This is a genomic window from Gottfriedia endophytica (genome assembly GCF_017814275.1).
Classification (GTDB): Bacteria; Bacillota; Bacilli; order Bacillales; family Bacillaceae_G; genus Gottfriedia; species Gottfriedia endophytica.
The window spans coordinates 264,282-281,678 of record NZ_JAGIYQ010000002.1; the positions used below are offsets into that span (position 1 = coordinate 264,282).

Sequence of the window (17,397 nt, forward strand, 5' to 3'; positions counted from 1 at the left end):
AAAAAACACGTGAAGTATGCTCACGTGTTTTAATAGACATAAAAAAGTCTCAAACATCATCAACATCTCTTCAATAGCCCTCCACAATAATAACCTTGTGACAGTCCTAAGCTTGTTCAGCTGTAGGCCCAGTAATCTAGTTGTATGGCAACTTGCTCACTTCGGCAGTTTACCCTTTCCATACTTTTCATTGGCCCATAACCTCTAAGCATGTACTGTTGTAAACTGCTCCTCTACCCTTTGAGATAAAAGATTTGTATTTTTTTTAAAATAATATAATAAATATACAATCTAGCAAATCAGTTTGTCAATAGCTATCATCAAATTTCATTAGAATGATGGTAATATCTTAAACTCCATTTATATACTTCCGCATCATTTTTGATATAATAAAAAATGACTGTAGAATAGTTAATAAGTAGCTATTTTTTCTTTGATTCATCATAATGCAGTTAAGCATAAATAAATTATTAACAGGGGGAAAAATAATGACTATTTATAAAGCACTTACTCTTGCTGGATCAGATAGTAGTGGTGGAGCAGGTTTACAGGCTGATTTAAAAACATTTGAAGAACGTAATGTATATGGAATGAGCGCAATTACAACCCTTGTTGCAATGGATCCTCATAACAATTGGCACCATCAAGTATTTCCAATAGATATTGAAACGATAAAAGCTCAACTTGAAACAATCATAGTAGGTGTTGGAATTGATGCAATGAAGACTGGAATGCTTGGATCAATTGAAATTATCGAGTTGGCAGCAGAAACGATTGCTAAACACAACATTCAACGTGTGGTTGTTGATCCAGTAATGGTATGTAAAGGCGCTGATGAAGCTCTTCATCCAGAAATCGATGAAGCTTTAGGAAAAATTCTAGTACCAAAAGCTACAGTTGTTACTCCTAACTTATTTGAAGCTGCTCAGCTAGCTGGTATGAATCCAATCACAACAATAGAACAAATGGAAGAAGCAGCACGAAAAATTCATGCGTATGGCGCTAAATACGTCCTTGTAAAGGGTGGAAGCAAAATTCAGCATGAAAAAGCAGTTGATGTCCTATTCGATGGTGAAACAATTGAATTATTAGAATCAGATCGTATTGAAACTACATACACACATGGTGCTGGTTGTACTTACTCAGCAGCTATTGCAGCTGAATTAGCAAAAGGTGCTGAACCAAAAGAAGCAATTTATACAGCGAAAAAATTTATAACTGAAGCAATTCGTCATTCATTCCCATTGAATGAGTATGTAGGTCCAACAAACCACATGGCATATCGTTTATATGGTGAAAAATAATCACTAAACTGGGCTTCTCATATTTGGGTCTAACTTTCAATTAATTTGTAACAGATTAACTAGTGCATAATTTTATCTTACCTTAGATAAAATTATGCACTTTTCTTTTATTTCCCTAAAAATAAAAAAGACGTCCCTCAGTAGAGCTAGTCCACCCTGAGGTAACGCCAGGCAATTTGACCATATTAACTAAACCAATTCATTATATTATTCACATCGAGTTCATCGAGGCTCCTTACTTTATAAGTTCGACCAAATTGACTTGAAAGAATAGTTGCAGAAATTGTTTTTAACTTCGAATTTTTTTGAAGAATACTTTGTTGCTGGGTAAGAACTTGAATTCGATCTTTTGGTATAATTGCAGTTGTTTTTGAAATAAATCCGGATCTTAAGATCAATGTACGTCCAATTAGAGAGAATCCTGCATATCGATATCGAATTTCTCCAATAAATAAACCAACTAGCAAAATACTAAATATCCATGTATGAATAAATGGAATAGACACTAATAGTAAGGAAATCAAGAAAAAAATTATTACTGTCCATCCATAATACCCTTTTCTTGCTCTTGACGGGGGAGAATGAATCGCCTCAGTATAATCAATCATCGGGATAAATGTCTGAAGGAACATAGGAATATCTTTCTTTTTAATAAAAGGATGAATGACATGCCTTTTGTTTTCTTGTGTATCCGAAGCGCCAACAGCCTCCACATAGACAGATGCAAAACCGATCAACTGTCTAAAAAATCCCTCTTGAATAACAATACCGTGAATTCTTTTTGTAGATAACGAAAATTCATTTTTCTCGAACAAACCACGACTAATTTTCAAATGTGTTCCAGAAAAGCTTAATTTAAAGTTTGCAAATTTCAATACATACCTTAAAGTTGTAAAACACAATGCAAAAACTAAACAGCTGATAAATAACAAAAAAAACATAAGAAATGAAAAAGACTGGAGTTGAATATAAATTGAACGGAAAACACCCGCTGGAATCAGATCCTCAATATTCGAAAAAATAGAGGCAAAAATTGCAGCACCTATCCCTACTTCAAAAGAAGTTATACCAGCTAAAATCAACCTCTTTATACTGACAGACAAAACTGCATTTGATGTTATATTATCTGAATCAACCTCAAATTTCTTTTCCTTAGTATCGATATCCTTGTCGATTGGAATCTTTTTTGATAGATGCAATTGTTTAAGAAGCTTTTTGGCATCTTCTTTTAAAATGGCATTGATTATGCATTCAGTTTTTTTCCCGCCTGCAACTTCTATTTTTACACTCACTACACGAAAAATTTGTTGAATAATACCTTCTGTTATTGAAACAGACTGTATTCTCTCTTTTTTAATGAATGTATTCTCGATTACAAACAAGCCTGACTTAATACGAATTTCATCATCTGTCACTATATAAGTAAATCGATACCATTTAATCAAAGCAGCTACTACAGGTAAAATGATCACCAGAGCTGTAAAAATATATTGAAACATCTGGCTCTTATGACCAGGTAATAGCAAAATTAGTAGAGATATAAAAACATTTTTAATCTGTTCAAGAAATACAATCAAAATATAGGATGGATGTTGTCTCTTTGGTTCACACATCATCTTCACTTATCCTCGCTAGGAAAATGATTTTATCTCTCAGTTCTTCAGCAATTTCATGCTCTAACCCTGCAATTTTATGAACAGTAGCTGCTGTTGAAATATTAATAGTCGATAAACCGTATTTTCTTAATAGTGGACCTACTTCAGTTGTTACATGTTGAACCCGTACCATTGGAATAACTACACGTTTAATAATAAATATTCCTGTTTGAATCTCCAATTCTGTTTCATAGATTTCGTATGCTGTATATTTCATTCGTAAAGAAGGGAGAAAACAAGTTAGGAAGATTATATCAATAAAAACGAAACAGGATAATATGGTTAGCCATATACTTGGTAAATGATATCGGTTCATGAAGTAAAAATATGTTATTGGGAGAATAAGTAGTGTTATGCTATTAAGAAGCGCTGTTATTTTCCATACAGACCTCATTCTAGGGGAAGGTCTTAGTGATGGTTCAGACCTCATCTAATCACCTTTCTATTAATTCTTTTTTTCTTTAATCATACCATACGTCACACATCGAGTGAAAACCCAAATTTTCGACTTAGCGAAATATTAAAAAGCACTTAGGGCTAATAGACTGAACTAGCCAGAACGGAACATAATAAAATAACGTATAGGAAAGATTATCCTATACGTTATTTATTATGTTGATTTGTTAATCTACATTTTTTATATTCTTGAGAATTTGCTCCCTTTCCTTGAACGAACTACCAAGCCTCTTTACTCTTTTTTCACTAATGGGTCTTGGAAGTCGGTTTTTCACCAGAAGATTCACAAATTCTTTTAATCAAGCTATCTAAAAAACAAGCATAAATAGATCTGTGACTATTTTTTAAAAATCACTTTAAATTCGCTACCTTTTCCAACTTCACTTTTTACAGAAATGTCTCCTCCGTTAAAGGCAACCAGCTGTTTGGCGATAGAAAGACCTAACCCGGAGCCTCCTGTTTGACGTGAACGGTCTTTATGCACTCGGTAGAACCGATGGAAAATTTTATCTAAATGCTCCTTTGGAATACCAATACCAGTGTCTTTTACTGTTAAATGAACTTCTTTATTATTTTTCGTTAATTCAACAATAACTTTCCCGCCACTCTCTGTATATTTTTGAGCATTTTCAACTAGTATTATTAAAATTTGACTAAGCTGCCCTACATCCCCATTTAGATGTATATCTTTATCGATATTCAACTCTAATGTAATATTACGATCTTCTTTCCAGTAGGTTCGTAAAACATCTCTTACCAATTCAGACATATTAACATCTACTAATTCCAACTCATAATGCTCAGAACGTGCCATTGCCAACAATTGATGAATCAAATTTTGCATTCTCTCAGATTCTTGGTCTATCGCTGTTAACGATTGTTCTAAAATTTCAGGATGAGCCTTTCCCCTTCTCTTTATCAAATTAATATGACCACGCAGGGCAGCAAGAGGCGTTCTTAATTCATGAGAAGCATCTGAGACAAATCCTTTTTCTCGTTCAATTTGAAGATGTAATTGGAATAATAAGCGATTAATCGATGTTCCTAAATCTGTAAGCTCTTGTGGTTTCTCTGGAACGGGAACTCCACCAGATAAATTTGAAATACTCTTTATTTCATTTACTGCAGTTGTGATTGAAAGTAAAGGTCTTATATTTCTTTTCGTAATAAACAATATAAAAGATATTCCAAAAATTAGTGCAAGAAGTGTAGTGACAATTAAGATATTTACCATTAATTTAATAAAATCAGTAATGACACTTAATTTAGCAAAAATGATTATTTTTCCATTTTGGCCAAAAGAAATCTGGTGTTTGTAAAATAATCCCTGATCTTTTATAATCAAGAAATTTTTAATATTTAAATAATGAAATTTATTATTATCATTGGAAATTATTTTTTCCCATCCTTGAGAATGAGCTATTTCACCAGTTTTAGTATCTTTCATTTCAACATTAAATTTTGTAAATTCAGGATATAATAGGTAGTTGATTTGTTTTTCCCATTGGTTTGACGGTTTATTTGTAATTCTAACAAGATCCGGTTGTACAGCAGTTATATCATTTTTCAGATCTTGAAATAAAAATAAACTTACTGCAACAATTAATGTTATACCCATTAATAGAACGACAAGTAATAAATCAACAACATACCAAAAAGTATATTGATACATTAGAGAATTTGATTTTTTATTTTTTAATGTATCAACTGAATTTAAGCTGAATTTATTCATTTTCCTTAGCGTCTGCAAAACGAATAACATATCCAATACCGCGAACAGTATGAATTAGTTTTGCTTGTTGATCAAATTCAATTTTATTACGTAAGTAACGAATATATACATCAACTACATTTGTTTGACCCATAAAGTCATATCCCCATACATCTGATAGAATGCGTTCCCTAGAAAGAACTTCACCTTCATTACGCATCAACAAGTATAGTAAATCGAATTCTTTTTGAGTCAGCTCAATATTCTTTCCTTCACGTTGTACTGAACGTTTTTTCAAATCAATTGATAAAGTATCAATTGATAATATATCAGCATTTTCTCGATTTCGTTCATTTTGAGTACGTCTTAATACAGCACGAATGCGAGCTAATAGCTCCTCAATTTCAAAAGGTTTTGTAATGTAATCATCTGCACCAGCATCTAAGCCTGCAATTTTATCACCTATATAATCTCTAGCAGTTAATAAAATGATTGGTACATTACTTGACTTTCGAATTCTTCGACAAACTTCAAGACCATCTAATTTTGGAATCATCCAATCTAATAAGATAATATCGTACTGTTTATTTTGAGCGAAATGAAAAGCTTTTTCCCCATCTTCTGCTACATCAACCTCATATCCTTCAAATTTTAATTCTAGTGCTACAAAGGTTGAGACATTCTCTTCATCTTCAACCAATAATACCGATGTTTTTGACAATTTTAGCTCCCCTTTATATGTTTCTTTTTTAACTATTGATATAATAAAATATAATTAATTATTGTATATATTTTACCTATTTTCAAGAAATTACCCAACATAACTAGCATGAAAAGAAAAACAATCTTTTTTAATGTTCTTCTAATAAACATTTACATATTTTTTAATTCCTAATCTTTATACTTTATCTGATAAGATTCTACCATAAATATGTACTTTAAAAAAAAAATATAGTAAGATTGGAGTTTCACATGACAAAAATTAATCAATTTGATTATCACATTTTTAAGGATATAAATGATTTAGCAGGGACTCACCATTGGCTTGATCGATTTATGGAGTTTTTGGCCAATGACGCTGTGATATTTTTAATCCTAGGATTTATATTTTATTGGTTTATAAATCGAAATAAATATGGAATAATGGTTATACAGGCTGGTTTATCAGTTGTCCTCTCATTAGGAGTTAATGCCATTCTTCATCATTTTATTTATCGCGCTCGACCATTTGTAGGTCATCATGTTCATAAATTGATACAGCATTCAGCTGATTCTTCTTTCCCTAGCGACCATTCTGTATTTGCATTTTCGATAGCAGCTACCTTCTTTTTATACAATAAAAAACATGGAGTTAGCTGGTTACTTTTAGCATGTGGAATTGCATTTTCACGTGTATGGGTAGGCGTACATTATCCATTAGATGTTACTGCTGGTGCTTTAGTGGGAATTATTGTTTCACTGTTCCTTTACAATTTAAATCAAAATAATAAATTTTATCAAAAAATGATTTCTCAAATCATTACTGTATATGAACGTATTTTCTCAAGAGTTTTAAACAAAAATAAAACTGAATACAATAGTAAAAACTAATCTTTTAAAATTTGAAATGATAGGTGATTTTTATGAAGAACGTATTAATTTTATCAAGTTCATACGGTGAAGGTCACCAACAAGTTGCTAAAGCGATTGCCGAAAAAATAAAAGTTCAAGATCAATCATGTAACCCTATCATTATTGATTTTATTGCATGGTCACATCCTTTATTATTTCGTACAATCCAACATTTTTATCTGAATAGTGTAAAGTTATTTCCCAGTCTCTATGGATATGTATTTCAAAAAACACGCTACTCTTCATCTAGCAAAAGACTTAATTGGTTAATTTCATCTGAAATGGATCGAATGCTTCAATTAATAAAAGAAGTTAAACCAACATTAATCGTATCTACATTTCCATATCCAGAGGCTATTTTATCAAGACTAAAGGAATTAAATCTCATAAATATACCAACAATTACTTCTCTTACAGATTATACTGATCATAGTTCATGGATTAATCAATTTACTGATCATTACTTGGTTGGTTCACATTCTGTAAGGAAGAATTTACAAAAAAAAGGAGTACCACTGTCAAAGATTACAGTATCAGGTATTCCTGTTAAAAGTGAATTCTTACAACAGTATTCTGTTAAAGAATTACAAGCAAAGCACGGTATAGATCCTAAGACACCAACTCTCCTCTTAATGGGGGGAGGTTGTGGTCTTTTTGGACAGAATCTAAAAATTCTAGATAAAATAGAAGAAATTGAAAAAACTCTTCAAATAATAATTGTTTGTGGTCATAATCAAAAGCTGTTTCATCGGTTAAAGAAAAGAATTGTAAATTCAAAACATCGAATCATTCTTAAAAAGTATGTTACTTATGTAAATGAATTAATGGCAATCTCTGATTTATTAATTACGAAACCAGGTGGGGTCACTTCATCAGAAGCGATCGCAATGGACTTACCAATGCTTTTAATTGATCCACTACCAGGGCAAGAAGAAGATAACGCTTCTTTCCTAACAGAATCAGGAATTGCAATTTTAGCAACTAGCCATGATGACTTAAAACTAACTTTAAATGAGCTAATTAAAAATAAAGAAAAGCTCATTTCAATGCAAATGAAAGCAAAGCAACTTAAGAGTAGTCTTGTTTCTCTTGATATTCTAAAAAGGTATTTGCAATTAGGCTCAATGCGATCTATCGATCAAATACTTTACGACAACCAAGGTGAAATGGTTGTTTATGCTAAATAACTTGTTTATTGATCAAAAAAGGAAACAATTATGATAATAACACTATTTAAAATAATTCTTATTATTTTTACTCTATATTGCGTGTTACCTTTTTTGTTAACACGCATTTTCAATTTCCTTGTGGTTAAAAAGAACCCAAAAGCGGAAAATGAAATAACATTGACTTTTGATGATGGACCAGATCCAATATACACCCCATTATTATTGGATCTATTAAAAAAATATAAGATTAAAGCGACTTTTTTTATTGTTGGTGCGAAAGCTAAAAAGTATCCTGACATAATTAAAAGAATGAGTAACGAAGGACATTTAATAGGGATACACAATTACGACCATACGTTTAATTGGTTTAACTCTCCATTAAGATCAAAAAATGAAATAGACAAAACGGCAAAACTTATAAATGAAATAACTGGAGAGAGCCCTAATTATTATCGTCCTCCATGGGGGATACTCAATCTTTATCATCTTATTTTTCCAAGTAAATATAAAATAATATTATGGTCTGTTATGGTAGGAGATTGGAAATTAAAAGGTGGTAGTCAGCGAATTAAAAGCGAATTAAAAACTAATATAAAAAATGGATCAATTATTGTTTTACATGATAGTGGTGAAACTTTTGGGGCTGATCAAGATGCGCCTGGACAAATGATTAAAGCTTTAGAGAATTTACTTGATGAGAATGTTTTAAAAGACTTTGAATTTGTTCGTCTTGACTATTTTCTACAAAAATAAAAAACAAACATTATTGAACGGAATAAACTGTTCAACAATGTTTGTTTTTTATTTTGACTGTTTTCGTAAACTTTGTTGCAATTTCAGTATGTGTATGATTTCCACTCCAGGTTGCTCGCTTTCCTAGGGGCGTGAGCTCCCACAGGAGCCTGGCACCCTTCCGTTCCAATCAACCTCTGTCTTTTAAATTACAGAACCAAAAAGAATAATCTTAAAAAAGGTCTAAAAACAATCACATTAGAAAATAGCATTTATTTTTTATTACCAAATTTTATTAAAAGTTTATTCGAAATCCTAGGGAATAAGGCCATCAATTTGGAACCAGTACCCATCCACCAAGGCAAATCAACATCAAAAACATTCTTACCTATTAGGGAAATAACCTTCCCTGCTACCTTTTGAGGATCTAACATAATTTTACGCACAGATTTTGCATAACTACCTGAATCATCTGCAATCTCAAAAAAAGGTGTATCCATTGGTCCTGGGTTGATATTTGTAACAAAGATATGATCATTTATTAATTCTTGGCGTAAAGCATTACTAAAACCTAAAACTGCATGTTTTGTTGATGCATAAGCAGCTGCTTTGGAAGTTGCAACTTTCCCTGCCATGGAAGCAATATTAATAATATGACCTTTGCCTTTAAGTCGCATTGAAGGAATTGAAAATTTACTACATGAAATTAGTCCAAAAACGTTCACTTCAAACATTTTTTTCATTTCATCTAATGATGTTTGCTCAACCGTTTCAAACACTCCATATCCTGCATTATTGATCAGTACATCAATTCCATTAAATTGATCTTCAATCTGTAAAAACACTTCTCTAAGTTTATGCTCGTTCGTAATATCAACAACAAAATAATGACATTTAATTGGAAATTGCTCAACTAAACGTTCCTTTAATCTTTTTAGTTCCTCTTCACGACGTGCAAGTAAAGCAAGATTTGCTCCTTTTTCTGCAGCTTGAAAAGCAAGTTCACTTCCAAGTCCACTGGAAGCACCTGTTATCACAATCGTTTTACCTAACAAGTCCAAAAACTTTCCACCTCAATTACTGACTGAATGCTCATTCGGTTTATAAACAAGCGTTCCATCTTCACGTTCTTCTAATTTAATTTTCCCTAAGTCTTCTAAGTAGTCAAGTTGACCTACTGTTTCAGACATCGTTAATGATAACTGTCTTTGATAAACCTTTGGAAAAATTTCTTTACATACTTCATAAGCTGTTAAAGGACTTCCTTTTAATAAATCATATACTTTATTAGCACGTAACTGTTGTTTTTCCAATCTATATTCTACTAAAGATTGTACGTCTACGACAGGGTTTCCATGACCAGTATAGATTTGTTGAATCGGCATTGAAGCGATTCGTTTAAGTGATTGATTATATTGTGGTAATGGTCTAGGACGATGTATCTCTCCATTTAAAGGTGGCTCTAAAAGCGGATTTGAAGATATTTTTTCTAACAGTAAATCTCCACCAAATAATAACCCATCACTTTCACGATAAAGTGCAATATGAGATGTCGCATGTCCAGGAGTATAAATGACAGTAAATCCTTCTAAGCTAGTAAGGGAATCTCCTTCAGTCACAGTATGAGTTAATTTTCTCTTACTTGAATAAGGAATCTTCCGGTCATAACGAGGCATTAGTTTTATAAATTCTTCTGGTACACCTAATTTTCTTGCAAGATTCGTAAAAAAGTGAACATACGAAATTAAAAAAGAGTCTTCCTGAATTAAATAAGGGATGTTTCGGTCATGACCAATAATGAGTGCATCATCACGAAATACTTCTAAAAGTCCGCTATGATCAGGATGATGATGAGTTAAAATAACTTGTTCTACGTCACTTATTTTATAGCCTAACTCTTTTAAACCAAGTTTTAACCCTTCCAATGATTCAGTTGTATTCGTTCCCGTATCAATTAACGTCAAGCAGTCTCCTTCAATCAAATAAACATTTACCGTTTGCATTGAATATGGAACTGGGATAGATAAACAATGGATTTTATTTATTGGGATCATATATGACCTCCTAAAATTTAATGAAGTCAGTTTAAACTATTTCATATTAAAAGAATAATTAATCGAATTCTCAAAAACTATTTTACCATCTTTAACATAAAAAAACCTTTATTCGAATCATTAACAATTAAAAATATAGTTAAATCTTTGTTGATTTTCCCACATTATACCACAAGTTATCTTTCACCTATTGCTTTTATGATACTAGGCATAACTCACCATCTAAGTGAATATAAATATCTATCACATTTATGGATTAGGAGGAATTCCATGTTTGATGGAAAGATTGCATTTATTGGTGCTGGTGCTATTGCTGAAGCTCTCGTAGCTGGATTATTGAAAAGTGAATTTGTAGAAAGTGAACAAATCGTTGTTTCAAATCGAGAGGATTTAGGACGTCTTAATCATCTTCACTTAAACTATGGAGTATTAACAACAACAAACAAGGAACTTGCTATAACTGGTGCAAATATTGTTATTCTTGCAGTAAAACCAAAAGATCTAACCGTTACAATTGACGATTGTAAAAACTTCCTTCATGAGGAGCAAGTAATCGTATCTCTTGCAGCAGGTGTTTCAATCCAAACGATAAGAAATTTAATAGGTAAAGACAACTTAAATATTGTTCGGGCTATGCCAACAACTTCATCATTTGTATTGAAATCCGCAACTGCTTTATCTTTTGATCATGAAGTAGCCTTTGAAAAAGCGCAGTTAGTCGAACAACTTTTTAAACAGGTTGGAATCACTGCAAAAGTTGAAGAAGAAGAATTGCATGCGATGACAGGACTCTTCGGAAGTGGACCAGCCTATATTTATTATATTGTAGAACAATTTGAACGAGCTGCGATGAGCCTTGGCGTTCATAGAGATATTGCAAAGCCGTTCATACAACAAACACTAGTTGGTGCAGTTTCAATGCTTCAAGAAACAAACAATTCACCACTTACTTTACGAAAAAAGGTAACTAGTCCAAACGGAACAACTCAAGCAGGAATTTCGATCCTTGAGGATAATGAAGTTTCTAATTCATTTCAACGGTGTTTTTTAAGAGCTACTGAGCGATCAGAGGAAATTGAAATTGAATATAAAAAATGGATGAAGTCTACTTAATTTGTCATGAAGTATTCTCCCAGACAATAAAATTAATCAGTAAACATTGGCTTTTGAGGGGGAATTTATTTATGAAATGGGCAAGTAAAGACATCTTATTATCTAGTTTTAAGAGAATCATTACAACAATTGCGGTGATACTAATCATTTTAGCCCTCATATTTATCGTTACAATTAGTTATCTTGTTGGAGATTCTCTTGTACACCCTCTCATTAGAACTGTATTATTTGTCAGCACTTCTTTAAAATCGCATCATATTAGCGATAATGTTTAATTTAAACTAAAATGGTTCTTTTCTATGTGATTGTTATTTTAAAAGGATTTGGTATAAGAAACTGATGAAAAATAAGTTGATTGGAGTGGAAGGTGCGAGACTCCTATGGGAGAAGCGGGACAGGTGAGACCCCGCAGGAGACTCACCGCCCACCCCACGGAAAGCGAGCATCCTGGAGCGGAAATCAACTTATCTCGATTTTCAATAAAAAACAGTACTAATAGGAACAAAACCTAAAAGTACTGTTTGTTTATACTGATTAAGAAAGAATTATGATAATTTTCGTTTCAATTGTTCAATCTTATAATCAAATGATTGAAGATCAAATTCAGAACGTACACGCAATTCAAGATCACGTATTTGTTTTTCGAAGTAATTTACATCAATTGATGGCATTTTACTATTTAAAAAATTGTTTGTTTCATTAATTTTTTTAGTTGCCTGTGCCATATTTTGACGGGACATAAGATCGTATTTTTTTGTGTGTAACTCCTTCAACTTTTTTTCAATTTGTTCAACTTGCTCATGCATAAATTGAATTTCTTCTTCCGTTTTTTGGATAAGAGCAGAAAATTGATCTACTTGATTTTGGTAAAAAAGTATATCTTCATTTGCACGTTTAACTAAGTCTTCGGCTTCTGCTTCAGTTGCAATTTTTAATTGCCCTTCTCTTTTCAAAATAGATTGAAGTGCACTTTCTTTTTCTACTTGAAACTTCGTTCTCAGTGAATAATGACGCTCTAAAAGGTTTCTTACTTTATTTAATTCATTCTCTGATTGCTTAACAAAATAATTTAGTTGTGAAATTGGATTTTTTTGTTCCTTCTCATCTAATAAGTGATTTAAATCAGCAGAAATTTGATTTTTAATACGTTTAAATAAATTAGTCATTTTTTCTATCCCCTTTTAATTAAAGTGTTTTCCAATTGTCTTCAAATTCTTTATCATGTTTTACACAATGTTTTCTTTCTTGATAATCTTGGTATAAATAATAAAGTAGAATTGCCGCGGCTATTCCAAATACGGATGGAATTCCACTAATCGCAATTGACAGTCCAGTTAATCCAATGATTACCCAAACAATTTTGACAAATAAGGAATCTGTACGAATAAAACGTCTAAAGCTGTAATATGCAATAACTAAACCGATCGCTAATGATATAACCCCACCTAGAGACGCTAATGTGACGCCAATTAAAATTAACACTAGCAAAATGAATAAAAATTTCTTCATTACATTGCCTCCTTTCAACTTATATCCTTATTTTACTCACATTTGATTACTCCAATAATGGCCTCTAGAATGGTTTCTTCTACGACTTAAGGATGAGTTTAATAATGCAGTGATGAAAAAAAGAAGCTGTCCAAAATTTTCTTTGGATAGCTTCTTTTAAAGTCTTCACAATGATAGTCAAGGTAATCCGCTCTCTTCTACGTAAGAACTTACAATCCTCGTCATTCGTTCCATTCAATATCTCTACTGTCTGTTTATCTGCAGAATGTCTCAGATTCACTGAAATACAGAGCCTTTTTAAAAGCTAGGTATTTTTACCCCTGCTTTTATTTGTAATAATTGTGATACGGTCACAAATTCATAGCCTTTATTTGTTAAAGCTGGTAGGATTTTTTTTAAAGCTTCTATGGTTTGCCTACGATTACCGCCATGATCATGAAAGAGCACAATATCCCCTTTTCGCGTTGCTGATAAAACCTTTGAAACAATTTTCTGAACACCAGGATTTTTCCAATCAAAAGTATCCTGATGCCAAGACCACATTACAGTTAGGTAACCTAATTCATGTACCACATTAATTGAACGCTCACTATAATACCCGTAAGGTGGGCGAAAAAGAGTTGGCTCTACATTTACCGCCTCAACAATAGCATCATGTGTTTTCTTTATTTGTTCTTTTATTTCCTTTTCATTTAAATTTTTTAATCTTGCGTGATTATAAGTATGATTTGCAACCTCATGACCTTCATCAATCTCACGCTGGACAAGTTCCGGATGCAACTGAACGTGTTCACCAATCAAAAAGAAGGTTGCCTTGGCATTATATTGTTTTAATAAATCTAAAACTTGCGGGGTATATTCAACATTTGGCCCATCATCAAATGTAATTGCAATGACCTTTTCTTTGACAGGTACTTCCCATATTGCCGTTCCTTTTTTCTCAAAATAATACCGATTCTTTTCAGAAGCATTCACTTTTTCAGTTGAAATTGGCATCAAGCTACAGGATAACAAAATTAAAAAAAGATAAATTATCTGTTTCAATGAGGCGACCTTCCTTTAATACATAATACAATTATTTTGACCGGAAAGCCGTATTTTATGCCTTAAATACTCTTAATACCTTGGTATAGGAATTCGATCATAATCTTTTGCAATTTGAGTATTTGAAAAAATTTCTTTCGCTTGTTGAAGTAACATTTCAGTATCTTCACCTTGATATCTTGCGCTTATATGGGTGAGTATCAACAATTTAATTTGTTCCGATTGTGCTACATTTGCAACTTGGGTACTTGTACTATGAAAATAATCGTATGCATGCCTTGCTTCATCTTTTGAAAAAGTACCTTCATGTACAAGGACATCCATTCCTTCAGCTAAGAGATTACTTTTATTTGTCATTCGTGTATCTCCTGCAATCGCAATCTTTCTACCAGCCTTGGATTGTCCTAAAAAGTTATTTCCATCTATTATTCGTCCATCTTCAAGTGTAATTTTTCTTCCTTCTTTAAGATATTTATATATAGGTCCTGGCTTTATCCCAATCTTTTTTAATTCTTCAACTAGTAGTTCTCCTGGCAAATCTTTTTCAATTATTCTGTATCCAAATGATTGAATACCATGCTCTAGTTCAATACATTCTACTTTAAATTTTTCATCCTCAAATATGATTCCTTCTTCAACCACTATAAATGAAATTGGATATTTCACATATGTATGGCTCACTTGAAATGAAGTTTCTACAAATTCTTTAACTCCTTTTGGGCCATAGATTGTTACTGGTTCATCACCACCCAAAAATGTACGACTGCTTAATAACCCAGGTAACCCAAATAAGTGATCACCATGACAATGGGTTATAAAAATTTTTTCGATTTTCCCAGGTCTAACTGTTGTATGTAAAATTTGATGCTGAGTTCCTTCACCGCAATCAAATAACCAAGTAGTCCCTCTTTCTTCTAATAATTGCAAAGCAACACTGCTTACATTTCTTGATTTCGAAGGCATTCCTGCACCTGTTCCTAAAAATACTAATTCCACACTATTTCCTCCATCATTCTATCTATTTATTTACATTATCATGAGTAAAAGGAAATGCCAATCATTCCAACAATCAGCTTTCTTAAAATGTTTTATATAGGCTGTATTCGTAAACAATGTTGCTATTTAACAATGTGTTAAGTTGATTTCCGCTCCAGTACGCTCGCTTTCCATGGGGCGGGCGGTGAGCCTCCTCGTCGCTATCGCTCCTGCGGGGTCTCACCTGTCCCGCTGCTCCCATAGGAGTCTCGCACCTTCCTCTCCAATCAACTTAATTATCAACTGTTTTAACAAAATCTAAAAAAACAACAACCTTTTAGAAAAGAGACATCCATGCTTATAACATTCGCACGATGGCCTATGAAAATAAGGAATTCATCCTAATCATCGTTCTTTAATATTTTCAGGATAGCCTTTATATTGAATCTTCTCTAACCAAAGAAGTGAATGAAACCTATTAATTCAGGGAAATTTAGTTGATAAAGTGAAACTTCCATCAGTATGAAGCTTCATCCCTTAATGATGGTTTGTTAAACCAATCGGGCTTTACGGGCAGTTATCCTTCTCCAATCTTCACTCTCAACCTTGAAGTAAGGATTTTTACAGCCCGTTTATATAGGATAAAGTCAATAATACGGTGATTCGGAGGTGAGGAGATGAAAAAGAAGTTTTTTTCCATATTCATATTATCTTTTGTAATTGTTTTAATTTTTACGGGATGCGGTAAATCAATTAATAATATCAATGAACCGAATAAAGAAAAGAAGTTTCGTATTGGGATTGTTACAAATAAAACAGGAATAGATGATCGATCTTTTAATCAAGCTACCTGGGAAGGAATTAAAGAAATCGGAACGAAAAATGGTTGGAAAGAAAATAAAAACTATAAATATATAGTATCTACATCTAGTAAAGACTTTATCCCAAATTTAAAAAATTTTTCAAGTAAAGGCTATGATCTTACTATCGGAGTTGGTTATCCTTTTATTGATTCACTTAGAAAGGTTGCTGCTCAAAAAAAGGACGCTGATTTTGCTATTATTGATGGTATTGTTGAAAAACCAAACGTTGCAAGCATCACTTTTAAAGAAGAAGAAGTATCTTTTCTAGCTGGAGTTGCAGCAGCACTCAAAACGAAGTCACGCAAAATAGGTTTTATCGGTGGCGTCAAAACAGACATAATTGAAAAATTTGAATACGGATTTCAAGCAGGTATTCAATCTATAGACCCTGGTATCAAAGTTATTTCAAATTATGCAAATGCTTTTGATAAGCCTGAACTAGGAACTTCATTAGCTGCTTCAATTTATGATAAAGGGGCTGATGTAATATTTCAAGCTGCTGGCGCTACCGGAAATGGAGTATTTACAGAAGCTAAAAATCGTAAGAGAATCGGAAAACAAGTATGGGTTATCGGAGTTGACCGTGATCAATACGGTGAAGGTCTTCCTGAAAATGTTACATTAACCTCTGCCGTAAAGCATATTGACATTGCCTTAAAAAAGGTAATAAATAACACAAAAAAAGAAAACTTCCCTGGAGGAAAAATTTTTCGTTTTGGGATAAAGGAACATGGAGTAGGATTACCAAAAGAAAATAAAAATCTAACTGAAAAAGAACTAAAACAAATTAACCTTTATAAAGACACCATTAGATCAGGCACAATTGTTGTCCCAAAAACAGCTAAAGATTTACAAAACTTTGTACCTACTAAGCCACAACCTAAACCAAAACTAAAAACAAAGCCAAAAAAATAACATAAAGTGAAACTTCCATCAGTGGGGAGGTTCTTCAGCTCCACTGATGGTTAGCCCCTCCAATCGGGCTTTTACGGGAAGTAATCAACAATCTTCTTCCTTACCTCTCTCAAACTTGAGGTGAGGAGGTATTGCCCGTTAATGCGGGATAAACAGGCTTGTCATTTTCAAGTAGAACAAGCCTGTTTTTTCTTTTATTTGCTACCACATTAATTTCGTATCATAACATAGCATTATGAAAGAAATTAATGAGGTGCAAGTCATTGTCAAAAATAATACAAAACAC

The 17,397-nt window shown here is 32.6% G+C and carries 17 protein-coding genes and 1 riboswitch; of the genes, 7 read left to right on the plus strand and 10 right to left on the minus strand.

Annotated elements, in window-relative coordinates; genetic code table 11:
• Positions 1–66: 66 nt before the first annotated feature.
• Positions 67–244: riboswitch (Lysine riboswitch) on the minus strand.
• A 244-nt stretch (positions 245–488) separates the two neighbouring features.
• Positions 489–1,304 (plus strand): pyridoxine/pyridoxal/pyridoxamine kinase, encoded by an 816-nt coding sequence (pdxK, locus tag J5Y03_RS03985; RefSeq protein ID WP_209402762.1) that lies wholly within the window; start codon positions 489–491, stop codon positions 1,302–1,304.
• Between the two features lie 185 nt (positions 1,305–1,489).
• Here pdxK and J5Y03_RS03990 read toward each other — a convergent pair whose 3' ends face one another.
• From J5Y03_RS03990 to J5Y03_RS04005, 4 genes are all read right to left on the minus strand, one after another.
• A complete protein-coding gene (locus J5Y03_RS03990) occupies positions 1,490–2,920 on the minus strand; it encodes a PH domain-containing protein (RefSeq protein WP_209402764.1) in 1,431 nt (476 codons plus the stop codon).
• Positions 2,910–3,389: a PH domain-containing protein gene (locus J5Y03_RS20085; RefSeq protein ID WP_322099544.1), complete on the minus strand. Its 480-nt coding sequence runs from the start codon at positions 3,387–3,389 to the stop codon at positions 2,910–2,912. The genes J5Y03_RS03990 and J5Y03_RS20085 overlap by 11 nt, the downstream gene beginning before the upstream one ends.
• A gap of 363 nt (positions 3,390–3,752) precedes the next feature.
• Positions 3,753–5,147, minus strand: coding sequence for a sensor histidine kinase (locus J5Y03_RS04000; RefSeq protein ID WP_209402769.1), 1,395 nt, complete (start codon positions 5,145–5,147; stop codon positions 3,753–3,755).
• The gene (locus J5Y03_RS04005; RefSeq protein WP_209402771.1) at positions 5,140–5,847 is read right to left on the minus strand and encodes a response regulator transcription factor; all 708 of its coding nucleotides are present in this window, start codon (positions 5,845–5,847) and stop codon (positions 5,140–5,142) included. Before J5Y03_RS04005 ends, J5Y03_RS04000 begins: the two co-directional genes overlap by 8 nt.
• Before the next feature lie 251 nt (positions 5,848–6,098).
• On the opposite strand from J5Y03_RS04005, the gene J5Y03_RS04010 reads away from it, so the two are divergent.
• The 3 genes from J5Y03_RS04010 (at position 6,099) to J5Y03_RS04020 (ending at position 8,659) form a co-directional block, all read left to right on the plus strand.
• Positions 6,099–6,716 (plus strand): undecaprenyl-diphosphatase, encoded by a 618-nt coding sequence (locus J5Y03_RS04010; RefSeq protein ID WP_209402773.1) that lies wholly within the window; start codon positions 6,099–6,101, stop codon positions 6,714–6,716.
• Between the two features lie 32 nt (positions 6,717–6,748).
• The gene (locus tag J5Y03_RS04015) at positions 6,749–7,924 is read left to right on the plus strand and encodes an MGDG synthase family glycosyltransferase (protein ID WP_209402775.1); all 1,176 of its coding nucleotides are present in this window, start codon (positions 6,749–6,751) and stop codon (positions 7,922–7,924) included.
• Between the two features lie 93 nt (positions 7,925–8,017).
• A complete protein-coding gene (locus J5Y03_RS04020) occupies positions 8,018–8,659 on the plus strand; it encodes a polysaccharide deacetylase family protein (RefSeq protein ID WP_245208727.1) in 642 nt (213 codons plus the stop codon).
• 251 nt (positions 8,660–8,910) lie between these two features.
• On the opposite strand, the gene J5Y03_RS04025 is transcribed toward J5Y03_RS04020, so the two are convergent.
• Positions 8,911–9,699 (minus strand): SDR family NAD(P)-dependent oxidoreductase, encoded by a 789-nt coding sequence (locus J5Y03_RS04025; protein WP_209402779.1) that lies wholly within the window; start codon positions 9,697–9,699, stop codon positions 8,911–8,913.
• A gap of 12 nt (positions 9,700–9,711) precedes the next feature.
• A complete protein-coding gene (locus J5Y03_RS04030; protein ID WP_209403134.1) occupies positions 9,712–10,683 on the minus strand; it encodes an MBL fold metallo-hydrolase in 972 nt (323 codons plus the stop codon).
• 279 nt (positions 10,684–10,962) lie between these two features.
• Between J5Y03_RS04030 and proC the strand changes: the two genes are divergently transcribed.
• Together proC and J5Y03_RS04040 are read left to right on the plus strand one after the other, a co-directional pair.
• Entirely contained in the window at positions 10,963–11,805 is an 843-nt protein-coding gene (gene proC, locus J5Y03_RS04035) for a pyrroline-5-carboxylate reductase (protein ID WP_209402782.1), read from the plus strand.
• 71 nt (positions 11,806–11,876) lie between these two features.
• On the plus strand, positions 11,877–12,080 hold the full coding sequence (locus J5Y03_RS04040) for a hypothetical protein (RefSeq protein ID WP_209402783.1): 204 nt from the start codon (positions 11,877–11,879) through the stop codon (positions 12,078–12,080).
• A 270-nt stretch (positions 12,081–12,350) separates the two neighbouring features.
• Here the strand turns inward: J5Y03_RS04040 and J5Y03_RS04045 are convergent, their stop codons facing one another.
• From J5Y03_RS04045 to rnz, 4 genes are all read right to left on the minus strand, one after another.
• Positions 12,351–12,971 (minus strand): PspA/IM30 family protein, encoded by a 621-nt coding sequence (locus J5Y03_RS04045; protein ID WP_209402785.1) that lies wholly within the window; start codon positions 12,969–12,971, stop codon positions 12,351–12,353.
• Between the two features lie 19 nt (positions 12,972–12,990).
• Positions 12,991–13,314 carry a lmo0954 family membrane protein gene (locus tag J5Y03_RS04050; protein ID WP_209402787.1) on the minus strand — a complete coding sequence of 108 codons (324 nt, stop codon included), beginning with the start codon at positions 13,312–13,314 and terminating at the stop codon, positions 12,991–12,993.
• Positions 13,315–13,611: 297 nt separating this feature from the next.
• The gene (locus tag J5Y03_RS04055) at positions 13,612–14,358 is read right to left on the minus strand and encodes a polysaccharide deacetylase family protein (RefSeq protein ID WP_245208729.1); all 747 of its coding nucleotides are present in this window, start codon (positions 14,356–14,358) and stop codon (positions 13,612–13,614) included.
• Positions 14,359–14,430: 72 nt separating this feature from the next.
• The gene (gene rnz, locus J5Y03_RS04060; RefSeq protein WP_209402789.1) at positions 14,431–15,354 is read right to left on the minus strand and encodes a ribonuclease Z; all 924 of its coding nucleotides are present in this window, start codon (positions 15,352–15,354) and stop codon (positions 14,431–14,433) included.
• Between the two features lie 656 nt (positions 15,355–16,010).
• Between rnz and J5Y03_RS04065 the strand changes: the two genes are divergently transcribed.
• The gene (locus J5Y03_RS04065; RefSeq protein ID WP_209402791.1) at positions 16,011–17,111 is read left to right on the plus strand and encodes a BMP family lipoprotein; all 1,101 of its coding nucleotides are present in this window, start codon (positions 16,011–16,013) and stop codon (positions 17,109–17,111) included.
• Positions 17,112–17,397: the final 286 nt, after the last annotated feature.